At 68.2% G+C, this 24,534-nt stretch carries 28 protein-coding genes; 9 read left to right on the top strand and 19 right to left on the bottom strand.

Annotated features, from left to right (window positions below; translation table 11 throughout):
• Positions 1-8 precede the first annotated feature (8 nt).
• Complete coding sequence (locus C7H73_RS06290; protein ID WP_193483943.1) at positions 9-1,901, top strand: phospholipase D family protein; 1,893 nt, start codon at positions 9-11, stop codon at positions 1,899-1,901.
• Here C7H73_RS06290 and C7H73_RS06285 read toward each other — a convergent pair.
• The 6 genes from C7H73_RS06285 to C7H73_RS06260 form a co-directional block, all read right to left on the bottom strand.
• On the bottom strand, positions 1,861-2,886 hold the full coding sequence (locus C7H73_RS06285; protein WP_106845873.1) for a tRNA-dihydrouridine synthase: 1,026 nt from the start codon (positions 2,884-2,886) through the stop codon (positions 1,861-1,863). The genes C7H73_RS06290 and C7H73_RS06285 overlap by 41 nt on opposite strands.
• A 103-nt stretch (positions 2,887-2,989) precedes the next feature.
• Positions 2,990-3,511: a GNAT family N-acetyltransferase gene (locus C7H73_RS06280; RefSeq protein WP_106845872.1), complete on the bottom strand. Its 522-nt coding sequence runs from the start codon at positions 3,509-3,511 to the stop codon at positions 2,990-2,992.
• A gap of 149 nt (positions 3,512-3,660) precedes the next feature.
• Positions 3,661-5,097 carry a coniferyl aldehyde dehydrogenase gene (locus C7H73_RS06275; RefSeq protein ID WP_106845871.1) on the bottom strand — a complete coding sequence of 479 codons (1,437 nt, stop codon included), beginning with the start codon at positions 5,095-5,097 and terminating at the stop codon, positions 3,661-3,663.
• A 31-nt stretch (positions 5,098-5,128) separates the two neighbouring features.
• A complete protein-coding gene (locus C7H73_RS06270) occupies positions 5,129-5,452 on the bottom strand; it encodes a hypothetical protein (RefSeq protein WP_405124783.1) in 324 nt (107 codons plus the stop codon).
• Positions 5,453-5,524: 72 nt separating this feature from the next.
• On the bottom strand, positions 5,525-8,134 hold the full coding sequence (gene clpB, locus C7H73_RS06265; protein WP_106845869.1) for an ATP-dependent chaperone ClpB: 2,610 nt from the start codon (positions 8,132-8,134) through the stop codon (positions 5,525-5,527).
• A gap of 91 nt (positions 8,135-8,225) precedes the next feature.
• Positions 8,226-8,702 carry a molybdenum cofactor biosynthesis protein MoaE gene (locus C7H73_RS06260; protein ID WP_106845868.1) on the bottom strand — a complete coding sequence of 159 codons (477 nt, stop codon included), beginning with the start codon at positions 8,700-8,702 and terminating at the stop codon, positions 8,226-8,228.
• Positions 8,703-8,779: 77 nt separating this feature from the next.
• Here C7H73_RS06260 and C7H73_RS06255 point away from each other — a divergent pair, with 77 nt between their 5' ends.
• The 3 genes from C7H73_RS06255 (at position 8,780) to C7H73_RS06245 (ending at position 9,750) form a co-directional block, all read left to right on the top strand.
• Entirely contained in the window at positions 8,780-9,034 is a 255-nt protein-coding gene (locus C7H73_RS06255; RefSeq protein WP_106845867.1) for a hypothetical protein, read from the top strand.
• Between the two features lie 166 nt (positions 9,035-9,200).
• On the top strand, positions 9,201-9,353 hold the full coding sequence (locus C7H73_RS06250) for a DUF3149 domain-containing protein (protein WP_106845866.1): 153 nt from the start codon (positions 9,201-9,203) through the stop codon (positions 9,351-9,353).
• A gap of 79 nt (positions 9,354-9,432) precedes the next feature.
• Entirely contained in the window at positions 9,433-9,750 is a 318-nt protein-coding gene (locus C7H73_RS06245) for a hypothetical protein (RefSeq protein WP_106847556.1), read from the top strand.
• Positions 9,751-9,753: 3 nt separating this feature from the next.
• On the opposite strand, the gene C7H73_RS06240 is transcribed toward C7H73_RS06245, so the two are convergent.
• The 8 genes from C7H73_RS06240 to C7H73_RS06205 all read right to left on the bottom strand — a co-directional run bounded on the left by C7H73_RS06240 (position 9,754) and on the right by C7H73_RS06205 (position 16,859).
• Positions 9,754-10,020 carry a MoaD/ThiS family protein gene (locus C7H73_RS06240; protein WP_106845865.1) on the bottom strand — a complete coding sequence of 89 codons (267 nt, stop codon included), beginning with the start codon at positions 10,018-10,020 and terminating at the stop codon, positions 9,754-9,756.
• Complete coding sequence (locus C7H73_RS06235) at positions 10,017-11,237, bottom strand: molybdopterin molybdotransferase MoeA (protein WP_106845864.1); 1,221 nt, start codon at positions 11,235-11,237, stop codon at positions 10,017-10,019. The genes C7H73_RS06240 and C7H73_RS06235 overlap by 4 nt, the downstream gene beginning before the upstream one ends.
• A 36-nt stretch (positions 11,238-11,273) precedes the next feature.
• Positions 11,274-11,834, bottom strand: a complete 561-nt coding sequence (mobB, locus tag C7H73_RS06230; RefSeq protein WP_106845863.1) for a molybdopterin-guanine dinucleotide biosynthesis protein B — start codon at positions 11,832-11,834, stop codon at positions 11,274-11,276.
• A 97-nt stretch (positions 11,835-11,931) separates the two neighbouring features.
• Entirely contained in the window at positions 11,932-13,440 is a 1,509-nt protein-coding gene (locus C7H73_RS06225; RefSeq protein WP_106845862.1) for a threonine synthase, read from the bottom strand.
• Between the two features lie 8 nt (positions 13,441-13,448).
• Positions 13,449-13,883: a type II toxin-antitoxin system VapC family toxin gene (locus C7H73_RS06220; protein WP_227001431.1), complete on the bottom strand. Its 435-nt coding sequence runs from the start codon at positions 13,881-13,883 to the stop codon at positions 13,449-13,451.
• Positions 13,880-14,143: a type II toxin-antitoxin system Phd/YefM family antitoxin gene (locus tag C7H73_RS06215; protein ID WP_106845861.1), complete on the bottom strand. Its 264-nt coding sequence runs from the start codon at positions 14,141-14,143 to the stop codon at positions 13,880-13,882. Before C7H73_RS06215 ends, C7H73_RS06220 begins: the two co-directional genes overlap by 4 nt.
• A gap of 59 nt (positions 14,144-14,202) precedes the next feature.
• Positions 14,203-15,537 (bottom strand): homoserine dehydrogenase, encoded by a 1,335-nt coding sequence (locus tag C7H73_RS06210; RefSeq protein ID WP_106845860.1) that lies wholly within the window; start codon positions 15,535-15,537, stop codon positions 14,203-14,205.
• Positions 15,538-15,617: 80 nt separating this feature from the next.
• Entirely contained in the window at positions 15,618-16,859 is a 1,242-nt protein-coding gene (locus C7H73_RS06205; RefSeq protein WP_106845859.1) for a pyridoxal phosphate-dependent aminotransferase, read from the bottom strand.
• Between the two features lie 144 nt (positions 16,860-17,003).
• Between C7H73_RS06205 and C7H73_RS06200 the strand changes: the two genes are divergently transcribed.
• The 4 genes from C7H73_RS06200 (at position 17,004) to C7H73_RS06185 (ending at position 20,473) form a co-directional block, all read left to right on the top strand.
• Entirely contained in the window at positions 17,004-17,396 is a 393-nt protein-coding gene (locus C7H73_RS06200; protein WP_106845858.1) for an Mth938-like domain-containing protein, read from the top strand.
• Between the two features lie 161 nt (positions 17,397-17,557).
• Positions 17,558-18,103: a peroxiredoxin gene (locus tag C7H73_RS06195; RefSeq protein WP_106845857.1), complete on the top strand. Its 546-nt coding sequence runs from the start codon at positions 17,558-17,560 to the stop codon at positions 18,101-18,103.
• A 208-nt stretch (positions 18,104-18,311) separates the two neighbouring features.
• Entirely contained in the window at positions 18,312-20,096 is a 1,785-nt protein-coding gene (locus C7H73_RS06190) for a PhoH family protein (RefSeq protein ID WP_106845856.1), read from the top strand.
• 2 nt (positions 20,097-20,098) lie between these two features.
• Positions 20,099-20,473 (top strand): hypothetical protein, encoded by a 375-nt coding sequence (locus tag C7H73_RS06185; protein WP_106845855.1) that lies wholly within the window; start codon positions 20,099-20,101, stop codon positions 20,471-20,473.
• Between the two features lie 69 nt (positions 20,474-20,542).
• Here C7H73_RS06185 and dnaB read toward each other — a convergent pair whose 3' ends face one another.
• The 5 genes from dnaB to rpsF all read right to left on the bottom strand — a co-directional run bounded on the left by dnaB (position 20,543) and on the right by rpsF (position 23,655).
• Positions 20,543-21,961 carry a replicative DNA helicase gene (dnaB, locus tag C7H73_RS06180; protein WP_106845854.1) on the bottom strand — a complete coding sequence of 473 codons (1,419 nt, stop codon included), beginning with the start codon at positions 21,959-21,961 and terminating at the stop codon, positions 20,543-20,545.
• A gap of 229 nt (positions 21,962-22,190) precedes the next feature.
• Entirely contained in the window at positions 22,191-22,643 is a 453-nt protein-coding gene (rplI, locus tag C7H73_RS06175) for a 50S ribosomal protein L9 (RefSeq protein ID WP_106845853.1), read from the bottom strand.
• 14 nt (positions 22,644-22,657) lie between these two features.
• Positions 22,658-22,939: a 30S ribosomal protein S18 gene (rpsR, locus tag C7H73_RS06170; protein ID WP_106845852.1), complete on the bottom strand. Its 282-nt coding sequence runs from the start codon at positions 22,937-22,939 to the stop codon at positions 22,658-22,660.
• Between the two features lie 18 nt (positions 22,940-22,957).
• A complete protein-coding gene (priB, locus tag C7H73_RS06165) occupies positions 22,958-23,248 on the bottom strand; it encodes a primosomal replication protein N (RefSeq protein WP_106845851.1) in 291 nt (96 codons plus the stop codon).
• Positions 23,249-23,277: 29 nt separating this feature from the next.
• The gene (gene rpsF / locus C7H73_RS06160; protein WP_106845850.1) at positions 23,278-23,655 is read right to left on the bottom strand and encodes a 30S ribosomal protein S6; all 378 of its coding nucleotides are present in this window, start codon (positions 23,653-23,655) and stop codon (positions 23,278-23,280) included.
• 252 nt (positions 23,656-23,907) lie between these two features.
• Between rpsF and grpE the strand changes: the two genes are divergently transcribed.
• Positions 23,908-24,444, top strand: a complete 537-nt coding sequence (gene grpE, locus C7H73_RS06155; RefSeq protein WP_106845849.1) for a nucleotide exchange factor GrpE — start codon at positions 23,908-23,910, stop codon at positions 24,442-24,444.
• Positions 24,445-24,534: the final 90 nt, after the last annotated feature.

The raw sequence follows: 24,534 nt of genomic DNA, 5'->3' as shown, positions 1-24,534 counted from the left end.
CAACCACCATGCCCGTCCAAGACCTACCGCTGCGCCCGCGCCTAGGGGCGTTTTTTTCCCGCGCCTGGGTGATGGCCTCGCTGGCGCTGGTCTGCAGCGCCTGCGCGGGCTTGCCCAAGGACGTGGACCGGCCGGTATCCACGGCCATCGAGGTGGCGAGCGAACCCACGGCCCTGTCCGCCTGGGTGGCCGAGCAGCGCCGCGCTGCAGGCGCGCGCTCTGCCTCGGGCTTCATGCTGCTCAGCGGGCCGCAGGAGGCCTACGGCAGCCGCCTGGCCCTGGTGGAGCATGCGCAAAAGACGCTGGATCTGCAGTACTACACCATCCACGCCGACGCCAGCACCGCCCGGCTGCTGGCGGGCGTGGTGCAGGCGGCGCGGCGCGGCGTGCGTGTGCGCATCCTGCTGGATGACTTTCACAGCACCGGGCGCAACGCGCTGGTGATGCGCCTGGCTTTTGAGCCCCACATCGAGATGCGCATGTTCAACCCGGTGGCGGGCACCCGCGCGTCCACGGTGGGACGGCTGTGGGGATCGCTGACCGACTTCTCGCGCGTGCAGCAGCGCATGCACAACAAGCTGTTCATCGCCGACAACGTCATGGGCGTGACGGGAGGACGCAACCTGGGCGATGCCTACTTCGGTCAGGGGCAGGCAGAAAACTTCGTCGATCTGGACGTGCTGGCGGTAGGACCCATCGTGGCCGACATGTCGCGCAGCTTCGACAGCTTCTGGAACAACCCGCGCTCGTACCCCGTGCAGTCGCTCGTCACGCGCGAAGAGCTGGACCGCATGCGCGAGCAGTTCAAGCGCAAGGACGCGGAGGACGCCGAAAAGGCCGCCTCCCCTGACGCTGCAGCCGCGGCGCAGCCCGCTCCGCCGCCCCCCGCCGCGCAGGCCAAGGCGGCTGCGGCCCGTGCCGCAGCCAGCAGCGTGGCCGCCGATGTCGCCCCACCACCCGAAGACGGCGATCCGCACAAGGCCGTCCGTGCCTGGAACGAGCAGCCCATGGACCTGCGGCGCGCGCCGCTGGTCTGGGCCCCGGCGGTGATCCTGGCTGACAAGCCCACCAAGATCCCGCTGGAGGGGGGCGACCCGGACGCGCCCCAACGTGCCGAGCCCGGACAAGAGCTGCCCAGCCCCGCAGCCAGCGCACCAGCGCCCGTGCCAGGCGCTGGTGCCAAGCCGCCTGCCCTGCCCAAAACCGAGGCCGAGAACGAGACCGTGGTGGACGGCCTGCTCACCCTGATGGCCCGCACCCAGCGCGAGCTGCTCATCATCTCGCCCTACTTCGTGCCAGGCGACGACATGAAGGCTGCCTTCGCCGCCGCCCGTGCACGCGGCGTGCGGGTGCGCATCCTCACCAATTCGCTGGCCTCCAACGACGCGCCCATCGCTCACGTGGGCTATGCCCGCCACCGCCGCGAGCTGCTGGAGATGGGGGTGGAGCTGTACGAGCTGCGCAGTGAGCAGGCCGGTCTGCGCTCGGCCTTCGGGGATTCGGGCGGCAGCGCCAGCCCCACGGGCAGCCAGGGCGGCTCGGACGGCGGCCCGGGTGCGTCGCGCTCCATGCTGCACTCCAAGGTCATCGTGATGGACCGCCGCCTGGTGGTGATCGGCTCCATGAACCTGGACCTGCGCTCGCAGCTGCAAAACACTGAGATCGCCCTGCTGGTGCGCAGCAGCGCGCTGGCGCAGCAGGCCGCCCGGCAGATCGACTTGGTGATGCACCGCGGCGCCTGGCATGTACAGCAGCAGGACCAGGAAAGCGGCGGCGCCCTGGTCTGGCGCGCGCCCGAGGGCAGCGGCCTGGAGGATGCGCACGCCGACCCTGACAGCAGTTTCGCGCTGCGCCTGATGCTCAGGCTGCTGGGTCCGCTGGCGCCTGACCGTCTGCTGTAGCCGCCGCTGCCACCAGCTGCTGCAGCCACAGGGTGATGGCGCGCTGGTCGGTCATCACGCGCACCTGGTCGAAAGCCGCCTGCGCCTGCGGATGGCGCCGGCGCAGCAGGTTCAGCCATTGCTTGAGCCGGCCCGCCCGCTGCGGCGGGTCCAGGTCTTTGCAGACCAGGTGCCAAAAGCGCGCCAGCTGCGGCGCCAGCGCCTGCCAACGCACCTCGACGGGTGCCTCCTCGCCCTGCCCCCCTGCGTCGGCCGCTCGAATGGCGAGCGCCAGGCCGGGGTCGGCCACCATGCCGCGGCCCAGCATCAGCGCGTCGCCGCCGCTCAGCGCGCGGCAGCGCTGCGCGTCCTGCAGGTTCCAGATCTCGCCGTTGGCCACCACCGGCACGCGCAGCGCCTGGCGCAGGGGTGCAATGCGCTCCCAGTAAGCGGGCGGGCGGTAGCCGTCGGCCTTGGTGCGGGCATGCACCACCACCTCGCAGGCACCGCCGTCCTGCATGGCCAGGGCGCATTGCATCGCGCTGCCGGGGTCGTCATAGCCCAGCCGCATCTTGGCCGACACGGGCAGGTGCGCCGGCACGGCGCGGCGCACGGCAGCCACCACGGCGGCGATGCGCTCGGGCTCGCGCAGCATCGCGGCGCCGCCGCCATGGCGGTTCACGGTGCGGGCCGGGCAGCCAAAGTTCAGGTCGATGCCCTCGGCGCCGAGCTCGGCCAGGCGCGCGGCGTTGTCGGCCATGCTGGACGGGTCGGAGCCCAGCAGCTGCGCGCGCACCGGCACGCCGGCCAGCGTGCGGCTGCCGTTGCGCAGCTCAGGGATGAAGCGATAGAAAACCTTGTCCGGCAGCAGCGAGCCGGTGACGCGGATGAACTCGCACACACAGCGGTCCACCCCGCCCACCCGGGTGAGCACGTCGCGCAGTACAAAGTCCAGCAGCCCCTCCATGGGGGCCAGCAGCAGCGTGGGCGTGGGTGCAGCCTCCATGGATTTATAGCGAAAAGTGCCTCAAACCCTTGCTGAGCAAGCGCAAGCAGCTATCAAAATAATAGCTTGCAAAACACCATGCGGCCGGGCGTGCCAGGCCAGATCAGTTCAGCGGGCGCTTCAGGCGCACTTCCTCGATCTTCACGCCGCCCACGACGGCGGTCTTGGCGGTGGTCATCTCGCGCTTGAAGCCGGCCAGCTCGTGAAAGCGCAGCGCGCGCTCGTTGCGCAGTGGCACCCAGGCGGTGACGGTGGTGCAGCCCTCTTCGGCCAGGCCGTCGCGGGCAGCGTCCCACAGGGCCACGCCCACACCCTGGCTCCAGTGGCTGGGGGCAGCGTAGATGGCCCAGATCTCGCCCGTGGTAGGGCGGCTTTTTTCATCGCGCGAACGGTCGAAGCCGACGAAGCCGACGATCTTGTCGCCGTCCACGGCAACCTGCACCTGGGGTTCGCAATACTCGATGGCTTCGCGCCAGTAGGCCTGGCGCTTTTCCACCGACGACATGGACTTCAGCTGGTCGTCCGGCAGCAAACCACGGTAGGCCTCCAGTGCGGAGGTGGTGTGAACCTGGGCGATGGCCTTGGCATCGCGGAGTGTGGCAGGGCGGACCTGAATACTGGACATGGAAAAGTAGCAAACGGGTGATAAAGGGAAAACCCGCTATTTTCACGCAAACCGACACAATTGCGCCAGGGGGTGCTGTTCCCGTCCTGCCAGGCGTGCCATTACCTGCTGCCGCCCGGACGCGCATGCTATGCGCGAGGCGGCGCTGCCTACATCAGCCGGCGCAACAGCCCCATCACACGGTCAAAGCGCGTCCCGTAGGGCGGGTACAGCAGATGGCCCATGCTGAAGCGCGACTGCACCAACACGCTCTTTTGGTGGCAAAAGCGCAAGTAGCCGCGCTCGCCGTGGTAGGCGCCCCAGCCGCTGTCGCCCACGCCGCCAAAGGGCAGGTTGTCGTGCGCGATGTGCATCAGCGTGTCGTTGACCGACACGCCGCCGCTGACCGTGCTGCGCAGCACATCGTCGCGTACGCTGTCGCTGCGGCCGAACCAGTACAAGGCCAGTGGGCGGGGGTGGGCATTGATGTGGGCGACGGCGTCCTGCAGCCGCTCGTAGCTCAGCACGGGCAGCACGGGGCCGAAGATTTCCTCTTGCATCAGCTGCATCTGCGCCGTGGCGCCGAAGACCAGCACCGGCGCCATCTGCCGGCCCACGCCGTCACCGATGCCCTGCGGCGGGGGCGGCGGGCTGCCGGGTGCGGGCTGCAGCACCTGCACCTGCGCGCCCAGGGTCTGTGCCTGCTGCAGCATGGTGCGCAGCCGCGCCAGGTGGCGCGTGCTGATGATGGACGCGTAGTCCGGGTTGCCCTCGAAGTACGGAAACAGCCGCGCCACCGCCGTGCGGAAGGCCTCGGCAAACGCCGCCTCGCTGCCGCGCGGCAGCAGCACGTAGTCGGGCGCAATGCAGGTCTGTCCGGCATTGAGCAGCTTGCCGTGGGCGATCTTCAGCGCAGCGTCCTGCAGGTCGCAGTCGGCATCGATGATGCAGGGCGACTTGCCGCCCAGCTCCAGCGTGGTCGGTGTCAGGTTGGCGGCCGCGGCCTGCGCCACCTTGCGGCCCACGGACGTGGAGCCGGTGAACACCAGGTGGTCAAACGGCAGCGAGGCGACCAGCGCCGCGGTGGCCGCGTCGCCCTGCACCACGGCGAACTCCTCCGGCGCGAAGAACTGCGATACCAGCGCCGCCAGCTGCGCCGAAGTGTGCGGGGTCAGCTCACTGGGTTTGAGCAGCACGCGGTTGCCCGCGGCCAGGGCGCTCATGGCCGGCGCCAGGGCCAGCTGCACGGGGTAGTTCCAGGGAGAGATCACCCCCACCACGCCCAGCGGCTGGCGCTCGATGAAGCCGCGCGCGGGCTGCAAAAACAGCGGGGTAAAGACCTTGCGCCGGCGGCTCCAGCGCGCCAAGTGGCGCAGCGTGTGCGCCAGCTGGGCGCGCAGTACGAAAAAATCCGCCACCTCGGTCAGGCGCGGCGAGCGCATGCCGAAATCTGCCTGCACGGCCGCGGCCAGCACGGGCGCGTTTTCCTCAAGCATCTTGCCCAGGCGCAACAGGCGCTCGCGGCGCAGGCTCACAGGCGCATCAGGCTGCGCGCGGCTGGCCTCGCGCTGGCGCTGAAAGAGGTCGCGAATGTCGTCGGGGGTCATGCCACGCATCATAGGCGCGGCACGGCGGCACTCAGCGCACCTCGCGCACCTGCACGTCGGTCACGTCGGCCACCTCGCGCAAGCGGGCTGTGCCAGCGCGCGCCGTGCCGGCGGCATGTGCCGTCCAGCGCGCGGTGCTGCGCGTGGCGGTGCCCCAGGCGCCGCGTGGGTCCACGCGCATCCAGGGCGTGACGGGGCGGCCCGCCAGGCGCGCCCAGGCCAGGCGCAGCGTCCAGGCCAGGGCCAGCACACAGCCCATGGCCAGCAGGCCCACGAACAGCAGGGCCCCCATGGCCACCACCATCAGGCGCAAGGTCCACCGGGCCAGGCCGGTCAGTAAATCATTCAAAACCATGCCCCTTTTCTGTGGCGGATGGAGAGCGCGGGCCGCCCTTGGCAGGCCTGCGCAGAGCTTCCATGGTAGGGCTCAGGCCTGTGACTGGGCTTCGCCAAACTGAAATACCCCTGGCTCGCGTACCGGATCGACGTCCACCGGGATCACGCTCTTGGGCGGATAGCGGCCCTCCAGCAGCAGCCTGGACAGCGGGTTCTCGATGCGCTGCTGGATGGCGCGCTTGAGCGGACGCGCACCGAACACCGGATCGAAGCCGACCTTGGCCAGCTCGGCCATGGCTGCGGGCGAGACCTGCAGGTGCAGGTCCAGCTTGGCCAGGCGGGCCTGCAGCTGGCGCAGCTGTATAGCCGCGATGGACTCGATGTGCCGCGCGTCCAGGCCGTGAAAGACCACCGTCTCGTCGATGCGGTTGAGGAATTCCGGGCGGAAGTGGTTCTTCAGCTCGCCCCACACCGCTTCCTTGATGTCCTCGGCATCGCTGCCCACCATGGCCTGGATCAGCTGCGAGCCGATGTTGCTGGTCATGACGATGACCGTGTTCTTGAAGTCCACGGTGCGGCCCTGGCCGTCCGTCAGGCGGCCGTCGTCCAGCACCTGCAAGAGCACGTTGAACACGTCCGGGTGGGCCTTCTCGACTTCGTCCAGCAGCACCACCGAATAGGGTTTGCGGCGCACGGTCTCGGTCAGGTAGCCGCCTTCCTCGTAGCCGACATAGCCCGGGGGCGCGCCGATCAGGCGGGCCACGGAGTGCTTTTCCATGAACTCGCTCATGTCGATGCGCACCAGGTGCTCCTCGCTGTCGAACAGAAAGCCCGCCAGCGCCTTGCACAGCTCGGTCTTGCCCACGCCCGTCGGGCCCAGGAACAGGAAGCTGCCCAGCGGCCGGTTCGGATCCGACAGGCCCGAGCGCGAGCGGCGGATGGCGTTGGCCACGGCGGAAATCGCCTCTTCCTGCCCCACCACGCGCTCGTGCAGCTTGTCCTCCATGCGCAGCAGCTTGTCTTTCTCGCCCTGCATCATCTTGGCCACGGGGATGCCGGTGGCGCGGCTGACGACCTCGGCAATTTCTTCCGCCCCCACCTGGGTGCGCAGCAGCCGGTGCCTGGGGCCTTCGCCGCCCGCGCCGGCCTCGCTGTCCTGCGCCTCCTTCAGGCGCTTTTCCAGCTCGGGCAACCTGCCGTACTGCAGCTCGGCGACCTTGTTGAAGTCGCCCTTGCGCTTCAAATCCTCGATCTGGATGCGGATGGCGTCCACGTCCTTGCGGATCTGCTCGCTGCCCTGGGCGCTGGCTTTTTCGGCCTTCCAGATCTCTTCCAGATCGGCGTACTCGCGCTCCAGGCTGGACAGCTCCTCCTCGATCAGCTGCAGGCGCTTTTGCGAAGCCTCGTCGGTTTCCTTCTTTACCGCCTCGCGCTCGATCTTGAGCTGGATCATGCGCCGCTCCAGCCGGTCCAGCGCCTCGGGCTTGGAGTCGATCTCGATCTTGATCTTGGCCGCGGCTTCGTCGATCAGGTCGATGGCCTTGTCGGGCAAAAAGCGATCGGTGATGTAGCGCTGGGAGAGCTCGGCCGCGGCGACGATGGCCGGGTCGGTGATGTCCACGCCGTGGTGCGCCTCGTAGCGCACCTGCAGCCCGCGCAGGATGGCGATGGTGTCCTCGACGCTGGGCTCCTCCACCAGCACCTTCTGAAAGCGCCGCTCCAGCGCCGCATCTTTTTCGATGTACTTGCGGTATTCGTCCAGCGTGGTCGCGCCGATGCAGTGCAGCTCGCCACGCGCCAGGGCCGGTTTCAGCATGTTGCCCGCGTCCATGGCGCCTTCGGCCTTGCCGGCGCCGACCACGGTATGGATCTCGTCGATGAACAAAATGACGCGGCCCTCCTCGTGCGCCACTTCCTTGAGCACGGACTTCAGGCGCTCCTCGAACTCGCCGCGGTACTTGGCGCCGGCCAGCAGGCCCGCCATGTCCAGCACCAGCACACGCTTGTTCTTCAGCGTCTCGGGCACCTCGCCGGCCAAGATGCGCTGGGCCAGGCCTTCGACGATGGCCGTCTTGCCCACGCCCGGCTCGCCGATCAGCACCGGGTTGTTCTTGCTGCGCCGCTGCAGCACCTGGATGGTGCGGCGGATCTCCTCGTCGCGGCCGATGACCGGGTCCAGCTTGCCGGCCCGGGCGCGCTCGGTCAGGTCCAGCGTGTACTTCTTCAGCGCCTCCCGCTGGCCTTCGGCCTCGGGGCTGTCCACCTTCTGGCCGCCGCGCACGGCGGCGATGGCCGCCTCCAGGCTCTTGCGCGAGAGGCCGTTGGCGCGGGCGATGTCGCCGGCTTCTGCCTTGCTGTCCACCAGCGCCAGCAAGAACAGCTCGCTGGCGACGAACTGGTCGCCGCGCTGGATGGCTTCGCGCTCGGTGGCCTGCAGCACGCGGCCCAGCTCGGGGCTGGCCTGCACCTGGTCATGGCCCTGCACCTGCGGCAGCCGCTTGATGGCGGACTCTGCCGCGCCCAGCAGGCCGCTCACGTTGGCGCCAGCGCGCTCCAGCAGCGAGCGCGGGCCCTCGTCCTGGCGCAGCATGGCCACCAGCAGGTGGGTGGGTTCGATGTAGGCGTTGTCGTGCCCCAGCGCGATGGACTGGGCATCAGACAGGGCTTCCTGGAACTTGGTCGTGAATTTATCGAGACGCATGGGTGTGATACCTCCAACTCCTTGCTAACTGCGGCTTTCCCGTCCGCTTTCAAGAAGAAAACGCGGCGACCCCTGCGCCGGCGCCGCGCCGTCAGCCGGCCATGGGCGCCGCGCGGATGCCCCAGCGCGCCAGCGCCGCGTCGTCGCTCTCGCGCGCGTCCACCCAGCGGGCGCCGGCGGGCGTCTGCTCCTTCTTCCAGAACGGAGCCTGGGTCTTCAGATAGTCCATGAGGAATTCGCAGCCCGCAAAGCTCTCGCCCCGGTGCGCCGAGGTGACGGCCACCAGCACGATCTGCTCGTGCGGCGCCAGCAGCCCCACGCGGTGGATCACGCGCACCCCGTGCAGGTCGAAGCGCGCCAGGGCCTCGTCCACCATGGACTCGATGGATTTCTCGGTCATGCCGGGGTAGTGCTCCAGCTCCATGGAGGCGATGTGCGCCCCCTCGCTGCGCTCGCGCACCGTGCCGACGAAGCAGCACACGGCGCCCACGCGGCCGTCGCCGGCGCGCAGGGCCGCCAGCTCGGCGGAAACGTCGAAGTCCTGGGTCTGGATGGAAACGCGTGGCATAGAAAGGGCAGGAGAAAACGACCGGCAAAGGGGTTTGCTACATTGCCCGGCACTGTAACCCCACGCCCTACCGCTCCATGGCCCAGCAGGCAATCAGCACCCCCGAGTACACGCTCTACCCCTCGCCGCGCAACCTGCACCGCACGGTCTTCGTCCACCAGGCCTTCGTGCCCTACCCCTACGCGCTGATCGACATGGACAGCTTTGCCCTGGCCGGGCGCTGGAGCCTGTTTGCCGCCCACCGCAAGGCCGACCGCAAGATGGGCCAGCTGGTCACCTTCGAGCTGGAGGGCGACTGCGCGCGGTTCGAGCGGCAATTCCGCCCGGACTGAGACCCTGCCCGCGTCGCGGGCTTGATGCAGCGCAAACCCCAGGGGCTGGCGGGCATGCCGGGGCACCCGCCTTGACCTGGCGCAAGCCCGCAGCCGCGGCCCTGGCCTTCAATGGAGACATTCACCCTGTATCCATAACGAACGAACGACGAGGAAGGAAAGCCCCATGCGCCTGCTGCAAGAACTCTTCACCACGGATGTCGGCCTGTTTTCGGCCGTCGGCATCGCCTTCATGCTGGGCATGGGCGTGTTCTTCCTGCGGCTGTTCCTGCGCAACGACGCGCCTGCTGCTGCCCAGGACGCGCCGCACAAGCGCTGAGCGCACGCCACCCGACGCGCCAGGGCGCCCGGCTGCCATGCCGGGCGCCCTTTGTTTTTCGCGCCTCACAATGGCGGCCATGCATGACGACGACGCCAACCAGATCCTGGTCCCGCCCTCCTTCACCGCCGTGTACAGCGACGCCCGCGGGCGCCTTGCCGAGCGCGTGGAGACGGTGCGCCAGCGCTACGAGCTGTGCGAGGACCTGGCCAGCCACCTGGTGGAGCAGGCGCAGCTGCTCTACCACCGCGAGGGCGCGTCGGAAGAAGGGGTGCTGGCCGCCATCCACGCCGGCCTGAGTGCGACGGAATCGGGCGTGACGGCGCCCGAGGCGCGCTGGATCACGCTGCGCCTGGCCGAGCTGCTGAGCTGGCGCAGCCCGGCGCTGCCCGAATAGGCCTCAGCCGCCCGTGACGGGCGGAAAGAACGCCGCCTCGGCGCCCGCCGGCAGCGCGTCGGCATCCTGCGCCATGTCCTGGTTCAGGGCCATGCGCACGGCGCGACCACGCGCCAGGCAGCCGGCCCAGGGTTCGCCGCGGGCGATCAGCTCGTCGCGCAGGGCGCCCAGCGTGGCGGCGCCGGTCTGCAGTGTCTCCTGGCCCGTGCCCACCGCCTCGCGGATGGAGGCGAAGTAGCGCACGGTGATGGTCTTCGTCACGTCGGTCATAGCAGTTCGGCAAACGGGATGAAGCGCACGCTGTCGCCGTGCGCGATGGTCTGGCCCGGGGCGGCCTCCACCAGGCCGTCGCCCCAGACGGTGGAGGTGAGCACGCCCGAGCCCTGGTTGGCATAGCGCTCCAGCTGGCCCTCGGCGTTCAGGCGCACGCGCAGGAATTCACGGCGTTTATCGGCCCTGGGCCACGTGAACGCTGCGGTGGCAGCTATGGTTTTGGGAGCAACGTCGTGCGCTCCCTGCAGCCGCAGCAAAAAGGGCCGCACCAGCACGGAAAAGGTGATCAGGCTGGAGACCGGGTTGCCCGGCAGGCCGATGAAGTGCGCGCCGCCCACCCGGCCGTAGGCAAAGGGCTTGCCCGGCTTCATGGCGATCAGCCACAGGTCCAGCGAGCCCAGGCTTTGCACGGCCGGCTTGACGTGGTCTTCCTCGCCCACGGACACGCCGCCGCTGGTCAGGATCAGGTCGTGCCCGGCGGCGGCCTGGCGCAGCGCATCGACGGTGGCCTCCAGCCGGTCGGGGACGATGCCCAAATCCGTCACCTCGCAGCCCAGGCGCTGCAGCATGGCGCGCAGCACGAAGCGGTTGCTGTTGTAGATGCTGCCCGGCTTCATCTGCGTGGGCGGCACCTGCCCGGGCATGACCAGCTCGTCGCCGGTGGAAAACAGCGCCACGCGCGGGCGGCGCGCCACGGGCAACTGCGCCAGGCCGATGCTTGCGGCCAGCCCCAGGGCGGCGGGCGTCAGGCGCGTGCCGGCGGCCAGCACGGTGGCGCCCAGGGCGATGTCTTCGCCGGCGCGGCGGATGTTCTGGCCGGCGCGCGGCGCGGCGTTCACGCGCACGCTGCCGTCCTCCTGCGCCTCGCAGTCCTCCTGCATGACCACGGCGTCGGCGCCGGGCGGCACGGGCGCGCCGGTGAAGATGCGCGCGGCCGTTTCCGGCTGCAGGGCGTGGCCCACGCTGCCGGCGGGAATGCGCTGCGACACGGGCAGCTGCGCGCCGGGCGCAGGCACGTCGGCGCAGCGCAGGGCGTAGCCGTCCATGGCGCTGTTGTCCTGCGGGGGCACCTGCAGGGCGGAGACGGCGTCGGCCAGCAGCACGCGGCCGTCGGCCTCGAAGCTGTCCACGGTTTCGCCGCCGTCCAGCAAGCTGGCCTGGGCCAGCAGCTCGGCCAGGGCCTCGTCCAGGGGTTTGAGGGGAGAGTGCTTCATGCGGTCAGGCCTCCAGCCTTAAAGGCGCTAAGGGCGCTAAGGGCGCCAAGGGCGCGGCGCGAGGCCCGCCCGGTAGTCGAATCGGTCGGCATGCTGCAGCAGCCACTGCGCCACACCCTGCGGCGCGTTCAAATCCAGCACGGGCTGGGCAGGGGCGTGCGGCAGCCGCTCGGGGGTGTCGGTGGCGACGGCGACGATGCCGGCGTCCTCAGGGTAATGCACGGGGCGCGCCGGCTGGCCGGCGGCCGGGGCGCGCCAGACCTCCACGCGCGGCAGGCTGCTGGCCTTGAAGCCCTCCACCAGCACCCAGTCCACCTGCGCGTCGAGCCGCGCCAGCAGGCCATGCACGTCAGGGGCGCCGGCCGCATCGAACTCGCGCAGCAGCGCCATGCGCTGGTCGGACGCCACCAGCACCTCGCGCGCGCCGGCCTGGCGGTGGCGCCAGCTGTCCTTGCCGGGCCGGTCCATGTCGAAGCCATGGTGGGCGTGCTTGATGGCCGAGACGCGCAGCCCCTGCGCCACCAGCAGCGCGATGACCTGCTCCACCAGCGTGGTCTTGCCGCTGCCGGAATAGCCGGCGAAGCCGACGACCTTCATCTCGACACTCCTAAAAAGATAGCTGCCAGCGCTTGACTGGCAAGGGCTGGAGGCCAATTTGGCTCATATTGGCAGGCCGGCCGGGCGGCGGTCGGCATCAGCCGCAGTGCGCGGCGATGTAGGCCTTCACGCGCTCGGCATCGGCCGGCAGCACGGTCACGCGCTTCGGTAATTGCTCGATGCCGTCAAAGCGCGCCGGGCGCTCGGGCGTGCGGCCCAGCGCTTCGACGATGGTGGCTTCGAACTTGATGGGCAGGGCCGTCTCCAGCACGATCATGGGCACGGCGGCGTCGCCGCGCTGCTGGCGCGCCACCTTCACGCCGTCGGCGGTGTGGGTGTCGATCATGGTGCCAAAGCGCTCCCAGGTATCGCGAATCGTGGCCAAGCGGTCGGCGTGCGTGCTCTTGCCGCTGACGAAGCCAAAGCGCGCGGCAATATCGGCAAAGCGCGCGTCGCCGCTCAAATCGAACCGCCCCCCCTGCGCCACGCCCTCGAACAGCGCGCGCGTGGCGGCGCCGTCGCGGCCCGTCAGGTCGAACACGAAGCGCTCGAAGTTGCTCGCCTTGCTGATGTCCATGGACGGGCTGGAGGTCTCGTAGGTGTGCTGCGGCCCGCGCACCTGATAGATGCCCGTGCGAAAGAATTCGTCGAGCACGTCGTTTTCGTTGGTCGCCACCACCAGCCGGGCAATCGGCAGGCCCATCTGGCGCGCCACATGGCCGGCGCAGACGTTGCCGAAGTTGCCGCTGGGCACGGTGAAGCTGACCTTCTGGCTGTCGCGGTTTGCCGCTGGGCCGCCCCAAGGCGAACCAGCCCCCTCGGGGGGCAGCGAACCCTGCGCAGCGGGGAGCGTGGGGGCCAGCTCTGTCGCCTGGAAGTAGCCGGCGAAGTAGTACACCACCTGGGCCAGCAGGCGCGCCCAGTTGATGGAGTTGACGGTGCCGATGCGGTACTTCGCCTTGAAGGCGTGGTCATTGGAAACCGCCTTGACGATGTCCTGGCAGTCATCGAACACGCCTTCGATGGCGATGTTGTGGATGTTCTCGTCCTGCAGCGAGAACATCTGCGCCTGCTGAAAGGGGCTCATGCGCCCGTGCGGGCTGGTCATGAAGACGCGCACGCCCTGCTTGCCCTTCATGGCGTACTCGGCCGCGCTGCCGGTGTCGCCGCTGGTGGCGCCCAGGATGTTCAGCTCTTCGCCGCGCCGCGCCAGCTCGTACTCGAACAGGTTGCCCAAGAGCTGCATGGCCATGTCCTTGAAGGCCAGCGTGGGGCCGTTGGACAGCGCCTCGATCCACAGCCCGTCCTCCAGGCGGCGCAGCGGCACGATCTCGCGCGAGCCGAAAACCTCGGGCGTGTACGTCTTCTCGCACAGCGCGCGCAGGTCGGCGGCGGGGATGTCGTCGATGTACAGGGACAGGATCTCGAACGCCAGCGCGGCGTAGCCTTGGGTGCGGTAGATGGCGCGCAGCTCGGCCAGGCGGGCGGCGCCGATCTGCGGATACTGTTCGGGCAGGTACAGGCCGCCATCGGGCGCCAGGCCGGCCAGCAGGATGTCGCAGAATTTGCGCGGCGTCGCGTCGCCGCGGGTGGAGAGGTAGTGCATGGGGTTTCTCAAGAAGCGGGGGCCTCCCAGGGGTTGACGAGGCGCAGCCCCGTGTCCTGGAAATGGCGGATGTTGCGGGTAACCAGGGGCAGACGGTGTGCCGTTGCGGTGGCGGCGATCAGCAGGTCCAGGTCGGCTTGCGGGCGGCCCATGGCGTGGCACGAGGCGCGCAGGCGGCTCCAGATGCGCCATGTGGTTTCGTCGGTCGGCAGGATTTTCCCCTCGAACCCCCGGCAGAGCTGATCGAACCAGAGCTGCAGCTGGTTGCGCCGGGAGCCGAGCGCCATGCGCTCGATGCCGAACTGGATTTCACCGATCGTCACCGCACTCAGCACACATCCGCCCAACTGCTCGCGCAGCCAGCGCTGCACCAGCGCATGGGGTGCAGGCTTGCTCAATTCCGACAGGACGCAGGTGTCCAGCAGGCAGCTCATGGCGCTCATTCACCCAGGGGGTCCAGCTGCTTGACGCTGCTGCGCTCACCGATCAATTCGGCAAAGCCTTCCACCCGGGGCATGCTCAGCAAGAACTCGACAAAGCCATCGTCCTTGCCAGGCGCGGCAAGCCCCTCGCCCCCTACCGCCACTACCCGCACCACGGGCTTGCCGTGGCGCGTGACGGTCTGCGGGCCTTCGTTGACGGCGCGCTCGATCAGCTCGCTGAAGCGGTTCTTGGCTTCCTGTACTTGCCAGAGTGCGGACATGGCGGCCTCCTGCGCTGTGAAATGGCCAGAATTCAAGCCAATCTGGCCATTTTAGTGCGTCAGTTCAGTTCTTCCTTGCGGATGCGCGTGATGGGTGCCAGCACCGTGGGCAGGGGCTGGATCTGCGCCAGCGCGGCGTCCATGTCGCCCTCGCGCGTGTCGTGGGTAAGGATGATCAGGTCGGTCTGGGTGGAGCCCTCGCCGCCCACCTCATCGGCCTCGCGCTGCAGCACGGCGTCGATGCTGATGCCGGCATCGGCCAGGATGCCGGTGATCTTGGCCAGCACGCCGGCCTCGTCGGCCACGCGGATGCGCAGGTAGTAGCTGGTGACCACCTCGGCCATGGGCAGCACGGGCAGATCGCGGCCGGCCTCGCCCAGAGTGTGGCTCTGGAAGGCCAGCGGCGGCACGCGGTGCGTGGGGTCGGCGCCCCCCAAGCGGGCGATGTCCACCAGGTCGGCGATCACGGCGCTGGCCGTGGGCTCGGCGCCGGCGCCCTTGCCGTAGTACAGCGTGGCGCCCACGGCGTCGCCCTGCACCAGCACGGCGTTCATGGCGCCCTCGACGTTGGCGATCAGGCGCTTGGCCGGCACCAGGCTGGGGTGCACGCGCAGCTCCACGCCCTTGTCCGTGCGCTTGGTGATGCCCAAGAGCTTGATGCGGTAGCCCAGCTGCTCGGCGTAGCGGATGTCGGCCGCTGCCAGCTTCGTGATGCCCTCGACGTAGGCCTTGTCGAACTGCACCGGGATGCCGAAGGCGATGGCGCTCATGATGGTGGCCTTGTGCGCCGCGTCCACGCCTTCGATGTCAAAGGTCGGGTCGGCCTCGGCGTAGCCCAGGCGCTGCGCCTCTTTCAGCACCACGTCGAAATCCAGGCCCTTGTCGCGCATCTCCGACAGGATGAAATTGGTGGTGCCGTTGATGATGCCGGCCACCCACTGGATCTGGTTGGCCGTCAGGCCCTCGCGCAGCGCCTTGATGATGGGGATGCCGCCGGCCACCGCGGCCTCGAAGGCGACGATCACGCCGCGCTCGGCAGCCGCCTGGAAGATCTCCGTGCCGTGCACGGCCAACAGCGCCTTGTTGGCCGTCACCACATGCTTGCCGGCGGCAATCGCCTCCAGCACCAGTGCCTTGGCGATGCCGTAGCCGCCGATCAGCTCGACCACCACGTCGATGTCCGGGTTGGCGATCACTTCGCGCGCATCGCCCACCACGCGGGCGTTCTCGCCCACGATGGAGCGGGCACGCGCGGCGTCCAGGTCGGCCACCATGCTGATCTGGATGCCGCGCCCGGCGCGGCGGCGGATCTCGTCTTGGTTGCGCGCCAGCACGTTGAACACGCCGCTGCCCACGGTGCCAATGCCCAGCAGGCCTACTTGTATCGGTTTCATGGAAATTTAAATAGTAGTCAAAAGTGGCTCTAGCGCCCGCCAGCCATGCGCGGGCAGCTATTAAAAGATGAGCAAACCGATCAGGCTGCGGCGGCGGCCCTGGCGTGGCGCTGGCGGTACTGCGCCAGAAAACCTGCCAGGCGCTGGACCGCCTCGCGCAGGTCGTCCTCGTGCGGCAGGAAGACGATGCGGAAATGCTGGTGGTCCGGGTAGTTGAAGCCCGAGCCCTGCACCAGCATCACACGCGTGGCGCGCAGCACTTCCATGAAGAACTGGCGGTCGTCCTTGATGGGGTACATGTCCGGGTCCAGCCGCGGGAACATGTACAGCGCCGCGCGGGGCTTCACGCAGGTCACGCCGGGGATGGCGGTGATCAGCTCGTAGGCCAGGTCGCGCTGGCGGCACAGGCGCCCACCAGGCTTCACCAGGTCGTTGATGCTCTGGTAGCCGCCTAAAGCGGTCTGGATGGCCCACTGGCCCGGCACGTTGGAGCCCAGCTTGATGTTGGCCAGCATGTTGATGCCCTCGACATAGTCGCGCGCGGCGGCCTTGTCGCCCGAGATCACCATCCAGCCGGCCCGGTAGCCGCACGAACGGTAGGCCTTGGACAGCGAATTGAAAGTGAGCGTCAGCACGTCGGTGGACAGGCTGGCCAGGGGCGTGTGCCGCACGCCGTCGTACAGCACCTTGTCGTACACCTCGTCGGCAAAGAGCACCAGCTCGTGCTCGCGGGCGATCTGCACGATGCCCTTGAGGAGCTCGTCCGAATACAGCGCGCCCGTGGGGTTGTTGGGGTTGATGACCACGATGCCGCGCGTGCGCGGGGTGATCTTGGCGCGGATGTCCTGCAGGCTGGGCATCCAGCCATCGTCCTCGTCGCACAGGTAGTGCACCGGCTTGCCGCCCGACAGGCTGGCCGCGGCCGTCCACAGCGGATAGTCGGGCGCGGGCACCAGCAGCTCGTCGCCGTCGTCCAGCAGCGCGTTGGTGGCCATGACGATCAGGTCGCTGGCGCCGTTGCCCAGGTAGATGTCGTCCAGCGTCACGCCGGCCACGCCCTGCTCCTGGGTGTAGTGCATCACCGCCTTGCGCGCCGCGAAGATGCCCTTGCTGTCCGAGTAGCCCGCCGAGTTGGGCAGGTTGCGGATCATGTCCTGCTGGATCTCCTCGGGCGCGTCGAAGCCGAACGGCGCCAGGTTGCCGATGTTCAGCTTGATGATCTTCTGGCCCTCGTCCTCCATCTGCCGGGCCGCATCCACGATCGGGCCTCGGACGTCGTAGAGAACGTTGTTGAGCTTGGCGGACTTCTTGATGGGCTTCATGCGCGGACGGGCTGCTGCAGGGGGACGGAAAGAACCGCGCGCAGGACGCTGGCGAGCGCGGCGCCGGGGCGAAACCTATAATTTAAGCACAGTTCCCCAGCGGCCCCGGGCCGCGGCGCGGGACGCTTTCACACCCGCTTCAACATGAAATTTCAGGCCGACCGCTTCGACATGCAGACCATCACCGGCTACGGCCCGGGCTGGATCGCCGTGGATGGAGAAAAGACCACGGCCAGCACCGTGGTCACCTCGCGCGGGCAGCGCCTGGACTGGGGCTGCAGCAGCTTCGCCGATCTCACCCCCGAGCACTTCGCCCGCCTGGCCGCGCTGCAGCCCGAAGTGGTCATCTTCGGCAGCGGCGCGGCCATCCGCTTTGTCCCGCCGGCCTGGCTGGCGCCGCTGATGCGCCAGAACGTGGGCGTGGAATGCATGGACACCCAGGCCGCCTGCCGCACCTACAACATCCTGGCCGGCGAAGGCCGCCACGTGGTCGCCGCCCTGCTGCTGGAGGCAGGGGCCGCAGGCGGCATGCCGTAAAGCACTGCATATTTAGCCAGTATTTGGCCCAGCATTAGGCCCGAAACGGGCTTTGCGGGTAAAATCGCGGGTTGCGGTCGGGGGCAACCACTGCGTCACAGCACCGTACCCTCACACTCCCCCGGCTCTCGTCGACCAATAGCAGGAGAGATAGAAGCGCCATGGCGATCGTTGTCAACAAACCCCTTCCTGAATTTGAAGCCAACGCGACGGGTGGAATCAAGGTTTCCAACGTCTCGCACTTGGGCCAGATCCTGATCCTGTACTTCTACCCCAAGGACAACACCCCGGGCTGCACCACCGAGGCCATGCAGTTCCGCGACAAGTTCAAGGACTTCGTCAAGGCCGGTGCCGTGGTGTTTGGGGTCTCGCGCGACAACATGAAGTCGCACGACGACTTCAAGGAAAAGCTGGAACTGCCCTTCGAGCTCATCGCCGATACCGAAGAGAAGATGTGCCACATGTTCGGCGTGGTCAAGAACAAGATCATGTATGGCAAGAAGGTCAAGGGCATTGAGCGCAGCACCTTCCTCATCGGCCCGGACGGCACGGTGGCCCAGGAGTGGCGCGGCCTGAAGGTGCCGGGCCATGTGGATGAAGTTCTCAAAGCCGTGAAGACCCTGAAGTCTGCCGCTGGCAAGGCTGCAGCCCCCGCCAAGGAAGCCGCTGCCAGCGTCAAGGAAGACCCCGTCCAGGAAGCTGCCTGACCACTGCGGCCGGCGCCGTGCCGGCCTGCGTGAAGGGGGGCAGCGACCATGCATAATGGTCCGATGCCACTGAAGGACGCCCGCCTTTCCCCCTTGCAGCGCACGACAAGCCGCCCGGTCCGCCTGGCGGCTTTTTCGCGTCCGGGCGCCAGGCGGGCGCCCCGCTCCTGAACCGAACGCTCCGTTTTTCCGTCAAGGCCCCACGTACATGCCTCTGCCCCCCGCCCCGACCAAGCGCGCCGCCATGCTGCCGCGCGGCGCCTACCGCCAGACCGTTGGCGAGGACGAGCCCGACGAGACGCCCGCGGCGGCAGCAGCGCCGGCCCGCCCGCCTGCCCGCTCCACGCGCAAGAGCAGCGCCACCGCTGCGCCTGCCACGTCAGCCTCCGCCAGCGGCACGCGGCGCACGTCGGCCGCGCCCACTGCCGCCCTCCTCAGCCCTGCACCTGCCCCGCTCGCCGTTGCTGCACCCGCTCCAGTACCCGCGCCGGCACCCGCTGCCGCTGCCGCTGCCGCTGCCGCTGCCGCTGCCGCTGCCGCTGCCAAGCGCAGCGCCAGCCCGGCGCCCAGGGCCACGGTCCGCGGCAAGCGCACGACCGGCGGCCCGCGCAAGATGTTCGTGCTGGACACCAACGTACTGCTGCATGACCCGACCAGCCTGTTCCGCTTCGAGGAGCACGACATCTTCCTGCCCATGGTGGTGCTGGAGGAACTGGACGGCCACAAGAAGGGCATGACGGAGGTGGCCCGCAACGGCCGCCAGGCCAGCCGCACGCTGGACGCCCTGGTGGCCGCGCAGACCGCGGACATCGCCGAGGGCCTGAAGCTCAACGCCACGGGCCACGTGGCCGCCGGCGGCTGCCTGTACTTCCAGACCGAGCCGCTGGACTACGACCTGCCCGCCAGCCTGCCCCAGGGCAAGGCCGACAACCAGATCCTGGGCGTGGTGGCGGCGCTGCGCCGCGCCCACCCCTCGCGCGAGGTGGTGCTGGTGTCCAAGGACATCAACATGCGCGTCAAGGCCCGCGCCCTGGGCCTGGCCGCCGAGGACTACCAGAACGACAAGACCATCGACGACGTCGATCTGCTCTACACCGGCAGCCTGGCGCTGCCGCCGGACTTCTGGAACAAGGCCGGCAAGAAGGTGGAGAGCTGGCAAAGCGGGGCGCACACGTACTACCGCATCGGCGGGCCGCTGGCGGCGCAGCTGATGATCAACCAGTTCGTGTATTTCGAGGCCCCCGGCGAGCCCAGCCTGTATGCCCGCGTGACCGAGATCCGCGACCGGACAGCCGTGCTGGAGACGCTCAAGGACTACGGCTCGTCCAGAAACACCGTCTGGGGCGTGAACACGCGCAACCGCGAGCAGAACTTCGCCATGAACCTGCTCATGGACCCGGATGTGGACTTCGTGACGCTGACCGGCACGGCCGGCACCGGCAAGACGCTGATGGCCCTGGCCGCGGGCCTCACGCAGGTGCTGGACGAGCGCCGCTACACCGAGATCATCATGACCCGCGCCACGGTGAGCGTGGGCGAGGACATCGGCTTCTTGCCCGGTACCGAGGAAGAAAAGATGGGCCCGTGGATGGGCGCGCTGGACGACAACCTCGAATTTCTCGCCAAGGGCGACGGCGGCAACGCCGGCGAGTGGGGCCGCGCGGCCACCAACGAACTCATCCGCAGCCGCATCAAGATCAAGAGCATGAACTTCATGCGCGGGCGCACCTTCCTGAACAAGTACGTCATCATCGACGAAGCGCAGAACCTGACGCCCAAGCAGATGAAGACGCTGATCACGCGCGCCGGCCCGGGCACCAAGATCATCTGCATGGGCAACCTGGCGCAGATCGACACGCCCTACCTGACGGAAGGCTCGTCCGGCCTGACCTATGCCGTGGACCGCTTCAAGGGCTGGCCCCACAGCGGCCACATCTTGCTGGCCCGCGGCGAGCGTTCGCGCCTGGCGGACTTCGCCAGCGAGGTGCTGTAGTCATGGCCGGCTGGCTGTCCGCGCTCAAGCTCGTCCCCTGGGGCCAGGTCGTGGGCGCCGCGCCGCAGATCGTGCAGGGCGCGCGCAAGCTCATGAGCCGTGGCGAGCAGCAGCACCAGCAGCAGGCCCCGCAGCCGCCCGTCGCCGTGCGGCACGAGGGCACGGCCGAGCAGCTGGCCCAGCTACAGCAGCAGCTGACCCAGCTGCAGGAGGAGCAGCGCGCCAGCGCCGTGCTGATCCGCTCGCTGGCCGAGCAGAACGCGCAGGTGGTTCGCGCCGTGGATGCACTGCGGGTGCGCTCGCGCTGGCTGATGGGAGCCAGCGCCCTGCTGGGCGTGGCCACGGTGGGGCTGCTGGGCTGGGTGCTGTCGCACTGACGGCTGCCGCAGCACTATCAAAAGCATAGCTGCCAGCGCTTGACTGGCAAGCGCTGGAGGCCGATTTGGCTAGTATTCTTCGCCGTAGCCCATGGCCAGGTTCTCGAAGCGCGTCTGGTTCTTCTGGAAAAACAGCTTGACGGTGCCCGTGGGCCCGTTGCGCTGCTTGCCGATGATGATCTCGGCGATGTTGGGCTCCTTGGAGTCCTTGTTGTAGTAGTCGTCGCGGTAGATGAACATGATGATGTCCGCGTCCTGCTCGATGGCGCCGGATTCGCGCAGGTCACTCATCATGGGGCGCTTGTCGGTGCGCTGCTCGACCGAGCGGTTGAGCTGCGACAGGGCGATGACCGGGCACTGCAGCTCCTTGGCCAGCATCTTCAGACCGCGCGAGATTTCGCCCAGCTCAGTGGCCCGGTTCTCCGAGCTGTTGGAGCCCGAGCCGCTCATCAGCTGCAGGTAGTCCACCACGATCAGGCCCAGCTTGCCGCACGAGCGCGCCAGGCGCCGGGCGTTGGCGCGCAGCTCGGACGGGGTGAGGCCCGGCGTCTCGTCGATGTGCAGCGAAACGTTGCGCAGCCGCTCGATGGCCTCCGTCAGGCGCGGCCACTCCTCGTCGGTCAGCTTGCCGGTGCGCAGGTTGCCCTGGTTCACCCGGCCGATGGAGCCGACGATACGCACGGCCAGCTGGGCAGCGCCCATTTCCATCGAGAACACAGCCACCGGCAGGCCCTCGTTCAGCGCCACGTGCTCGGCGATGTTCACGGCAAACGAGGTCTTGCCCATGGACGGGCGCGCGGCCAGCACCACCAAGTCACCGGCCTGCAGGCCGCTGGTCATGCGGTCCAGGTCGGCAAAGCCGGTGGGCACGCCGGTCACGTCCATGGGGTTGTCGGCCATCTCCTGCACGCGGTCCAGCAGGTCCACCACCAGGGTGTTGAGCGGCTGGAAGCCCTGCTTCATGCGCGAGCCCTCTTCGCCGATGGCGAAGATCTTTTGCTCGGCCTCGTCCAGGATGCGCTCCACCGGCTTGCCCTTCGGGCTGAAGGCGTTGGTGGCAATCTCGTCGCTGGCGGTGACCAGCTTGCGCAGGATGGCGCGCTCGCGCACGATCTCGGCGTAGCGGCGGATGTTGCTGGCACTGGGCACGTACTGCGCCAGGCTGTTCAGGTAGGCCAGGCCGCCGACGTCGCCCGCCTTGCCCAGGCTGAGCAGGTGCTCGTGCACCGTGATCACGTCGGCCGGCTTGTTGACGTTGATCAGCGCGCCGATGGCGGCATAAACCTGCTGGTGCTCATGGCGGTAGAAGTCGCCGTCACCCAGCAGGTCGCCCACGCGCTCCCAGGCCATGTTGTCCAGCAGCAGCCCACCCAGCACGCTCGATTCGGCCTCCACCGAATGCGGCGGCACGCGCAGCTGCGCCACCTCGTGGTCAAGGGGGGGCATGGAGTCGAAGGCATCGATGGGCACGGACAGGACGGCAGACATGGGCAGGCAGGGGGCAGCAGGAAATCGGGACAGGCGGAGCGGGCATGCTAGCGGGCGCAGCGCACCGCGTCATTGCACAACCCTGTGGATAAGCGGTGGGCCGGCCGTGCAAAGCCGGTGGGCAGCACCCCTGGCAGCGCCCCAAAAAGCACAAAAACAAAAGCCGCCCGAAGGCGGCTTGTGCGGTGCTGGCTGCGGGGGCCCGGGCCACCGCAGCAGTCAGCAGGCTTCAGGCGGTTTCGCCGTAGACCGAAACGGTCACTTCGACCACCACGTCCGTGTGCAGAGCCACGGTGATGGTGTTGTCGCCCACGGTCTTGATGGGGCCGTTGGGCAGGCGCACTTGCGACTTGACCAGCTTGTAGCCTTGCTTGTTCAGCTCTTCGGCGATGTCCTGGTTGGTCACGGAGCCGAACAGGCGGCCGTCCACACCGGCCTTTTGCGTCAGCTTGACGGTGGAGCCGCCCAGCTTCTCGCCTTCGGCCTGGGCAGCTGCCAGCTTTTCAGCGGCGGCCTTCTCCAGTTCCGCGCGGCGGGCTTCGAACTCGGCCTTGGCAGCGGTGGTGGCGCGGCGGGCGCGGCCGGTGGGGATCAGGAAGTTGCGGGCGTAACCGTCCTTGACCTTGACGATTTCGCCGAGGCTGCCGAGGTTAACGACCTTGTCGAGCAGGATGACTTGCATGGGAACCGTGCTCCTTAGATCTTGTGCTGGTCGGTGTAGGGCACCAGAGCCAGGAAGCGGGCACGCTTGATGGCGGTGTTGAGCTGGCGCTGGTAGATGGCGCGCGTGCCGGTCAGGCGCGCGGGGATGATCTTGCCGTTCTCGCCAATGAAGTCGCGCAGGACGTCCACATCCTTGTAGTCGATTTCCTTGACGCCAGCGACGGTGAAGCGGCAAAAGCGCTTGCGCTTGAACAGCAGCGACTGGGTGTTGCGCTTGGGACGCTTGTCCTTGTTGAATTTCTTGAACGTGGCCATGGTTGGACCTCTTGAAAATTAATCTTGTTGGATGTCCTGGATGTGCAGAACCAGCCCCTTGCCCCCGCGCCCGGCGGCGACGAACCCCTTGAAGGTCCAGCCGCTTCCGGGAGCCTGGCGGGCGAGCCGCTCAGCCAGCGTGCCGAAGGCGACGGCGCGAACGGAGGCTTTCACCTGACGCCGCGCGCCGGCATCGCTTTGCACCGATTCATGCTCCAGCCGCAGGTCCAGCGCCGGCAGACCGGCGGGGGTATAGCGCAGCAGCTGAATCTCGGCGAGCGCAGCCTTCAGGGTGAGCTGGTTTTCCACACCTCCTGGCGATCAGACGGGTGGGCGGCTCAACGCTCGCCGGCGGCAGCGGCTTCCGCCTGGCTGGCCTTGCGGGCTTCTTCGCGCTCGACGGTCTTCATCATGGAAGACGGGCCGGTCTCGGCCGTCTTCTTTTGCACCGTCAGGTGGCGCAGCACGGCGTCGTTGAACTTGAAGGCGTGCTCCAGCTCGGCCATCACGGCTTGATCGGCCTCGATGTTCAGGCACAGGTAGTGGGCCTTGGCGAGCTTGTTGATCAGGTAGGCCAGCTGGCGGCGGCCCCAGTCTTCCACGCGGTGGATCTGACCACCACCGGCGGTGATCATGCCCTTGTAGCGCTCAAGCATGGCGGGGACCTGTTCGCTCTGATCCGGGTGGATCAACAGGATGATTTCGTAGTGACGCATGCACACTCCTTTTGGATGAAGCCACCTGCCGCGTCGCCCCGGGTGTCCAGGGCATGCAGTGTGGCAAGGCAAAAAGCAAAACACGCGATTATAGCCAGCCGCCACGCACCTGTACACTGCGCGCCGCCAGATGGGGCCGGCAGGTCCGGTCAGGCGTCCATGGGGGGCGCTTGAAATCCCCGAGCCCGCACCCAAGTGCCGCGCATCACCCCTCTTTTTCAGACATTTCAATCAAGAACAGCAGACCTAGACATGTCCGATCAACCGCACTCCACCCCCTCCCCCGAAGAAGTCGAGGCCGCCATGGCTGCCAATGCCGCCGACGAGCTGTCGCGCCTGCAGGCCGAGCTGGCCGAGCTGAAGGCCAAGAGCTCGGAGCTGGCCGACCAATATCTGCGCGCCAAGGCCGAGGCGGAGAACGCCCGCCGCCGCGCCGACGAGGAAGTGGCCAAGGCGCGCAAGTTCAGCATCGAGTCCTTTGCCGAGAGCCTGCTGCCCGTATGCGACAGCCTGGACGCAGCGCTGGCCATCGACAACGCCACGGCCGGGCAGCTGCGCGAGGGCTCGGACGCCACGCTGCGCCAGCTGCTGAGCGCGCTGGAGCGCAACAAGGTGGTGGTGGTCAACCCCGAGCCCGGCGCCAAATTCGATCCGCACCAGCACCAGGCCATCAGCGTGGTGCCGGCCGCGCAGGAGGCCAACACCGTCGTGAGCGTGCTGCAAAAGGGCTACCTGATTTCCGACCGCGTGCTGCGCCCCGCGCTGGTCACGGTGGCCGCGCCGCAATAAATGACGGGCTGGTGACGCCACCCCGGCCTTTTTGCCGCCGCTGCGCTTGAAGACCGGGAAGTTATCCACACGTAACGACTTATTCAGACA

It is taken from the genome of Pulveribacter suum, assembly GCF_003013695.1.
GTDB lineage: Bacteria > Pseudomonadota > Gammaproteobacteria > Burkholderiales > Burkholderiaceae_C > Melaminivora > Melaminivora suum.
This window is presented reverse-complemented; position numbering and strand designations above follow the sequence as displayed.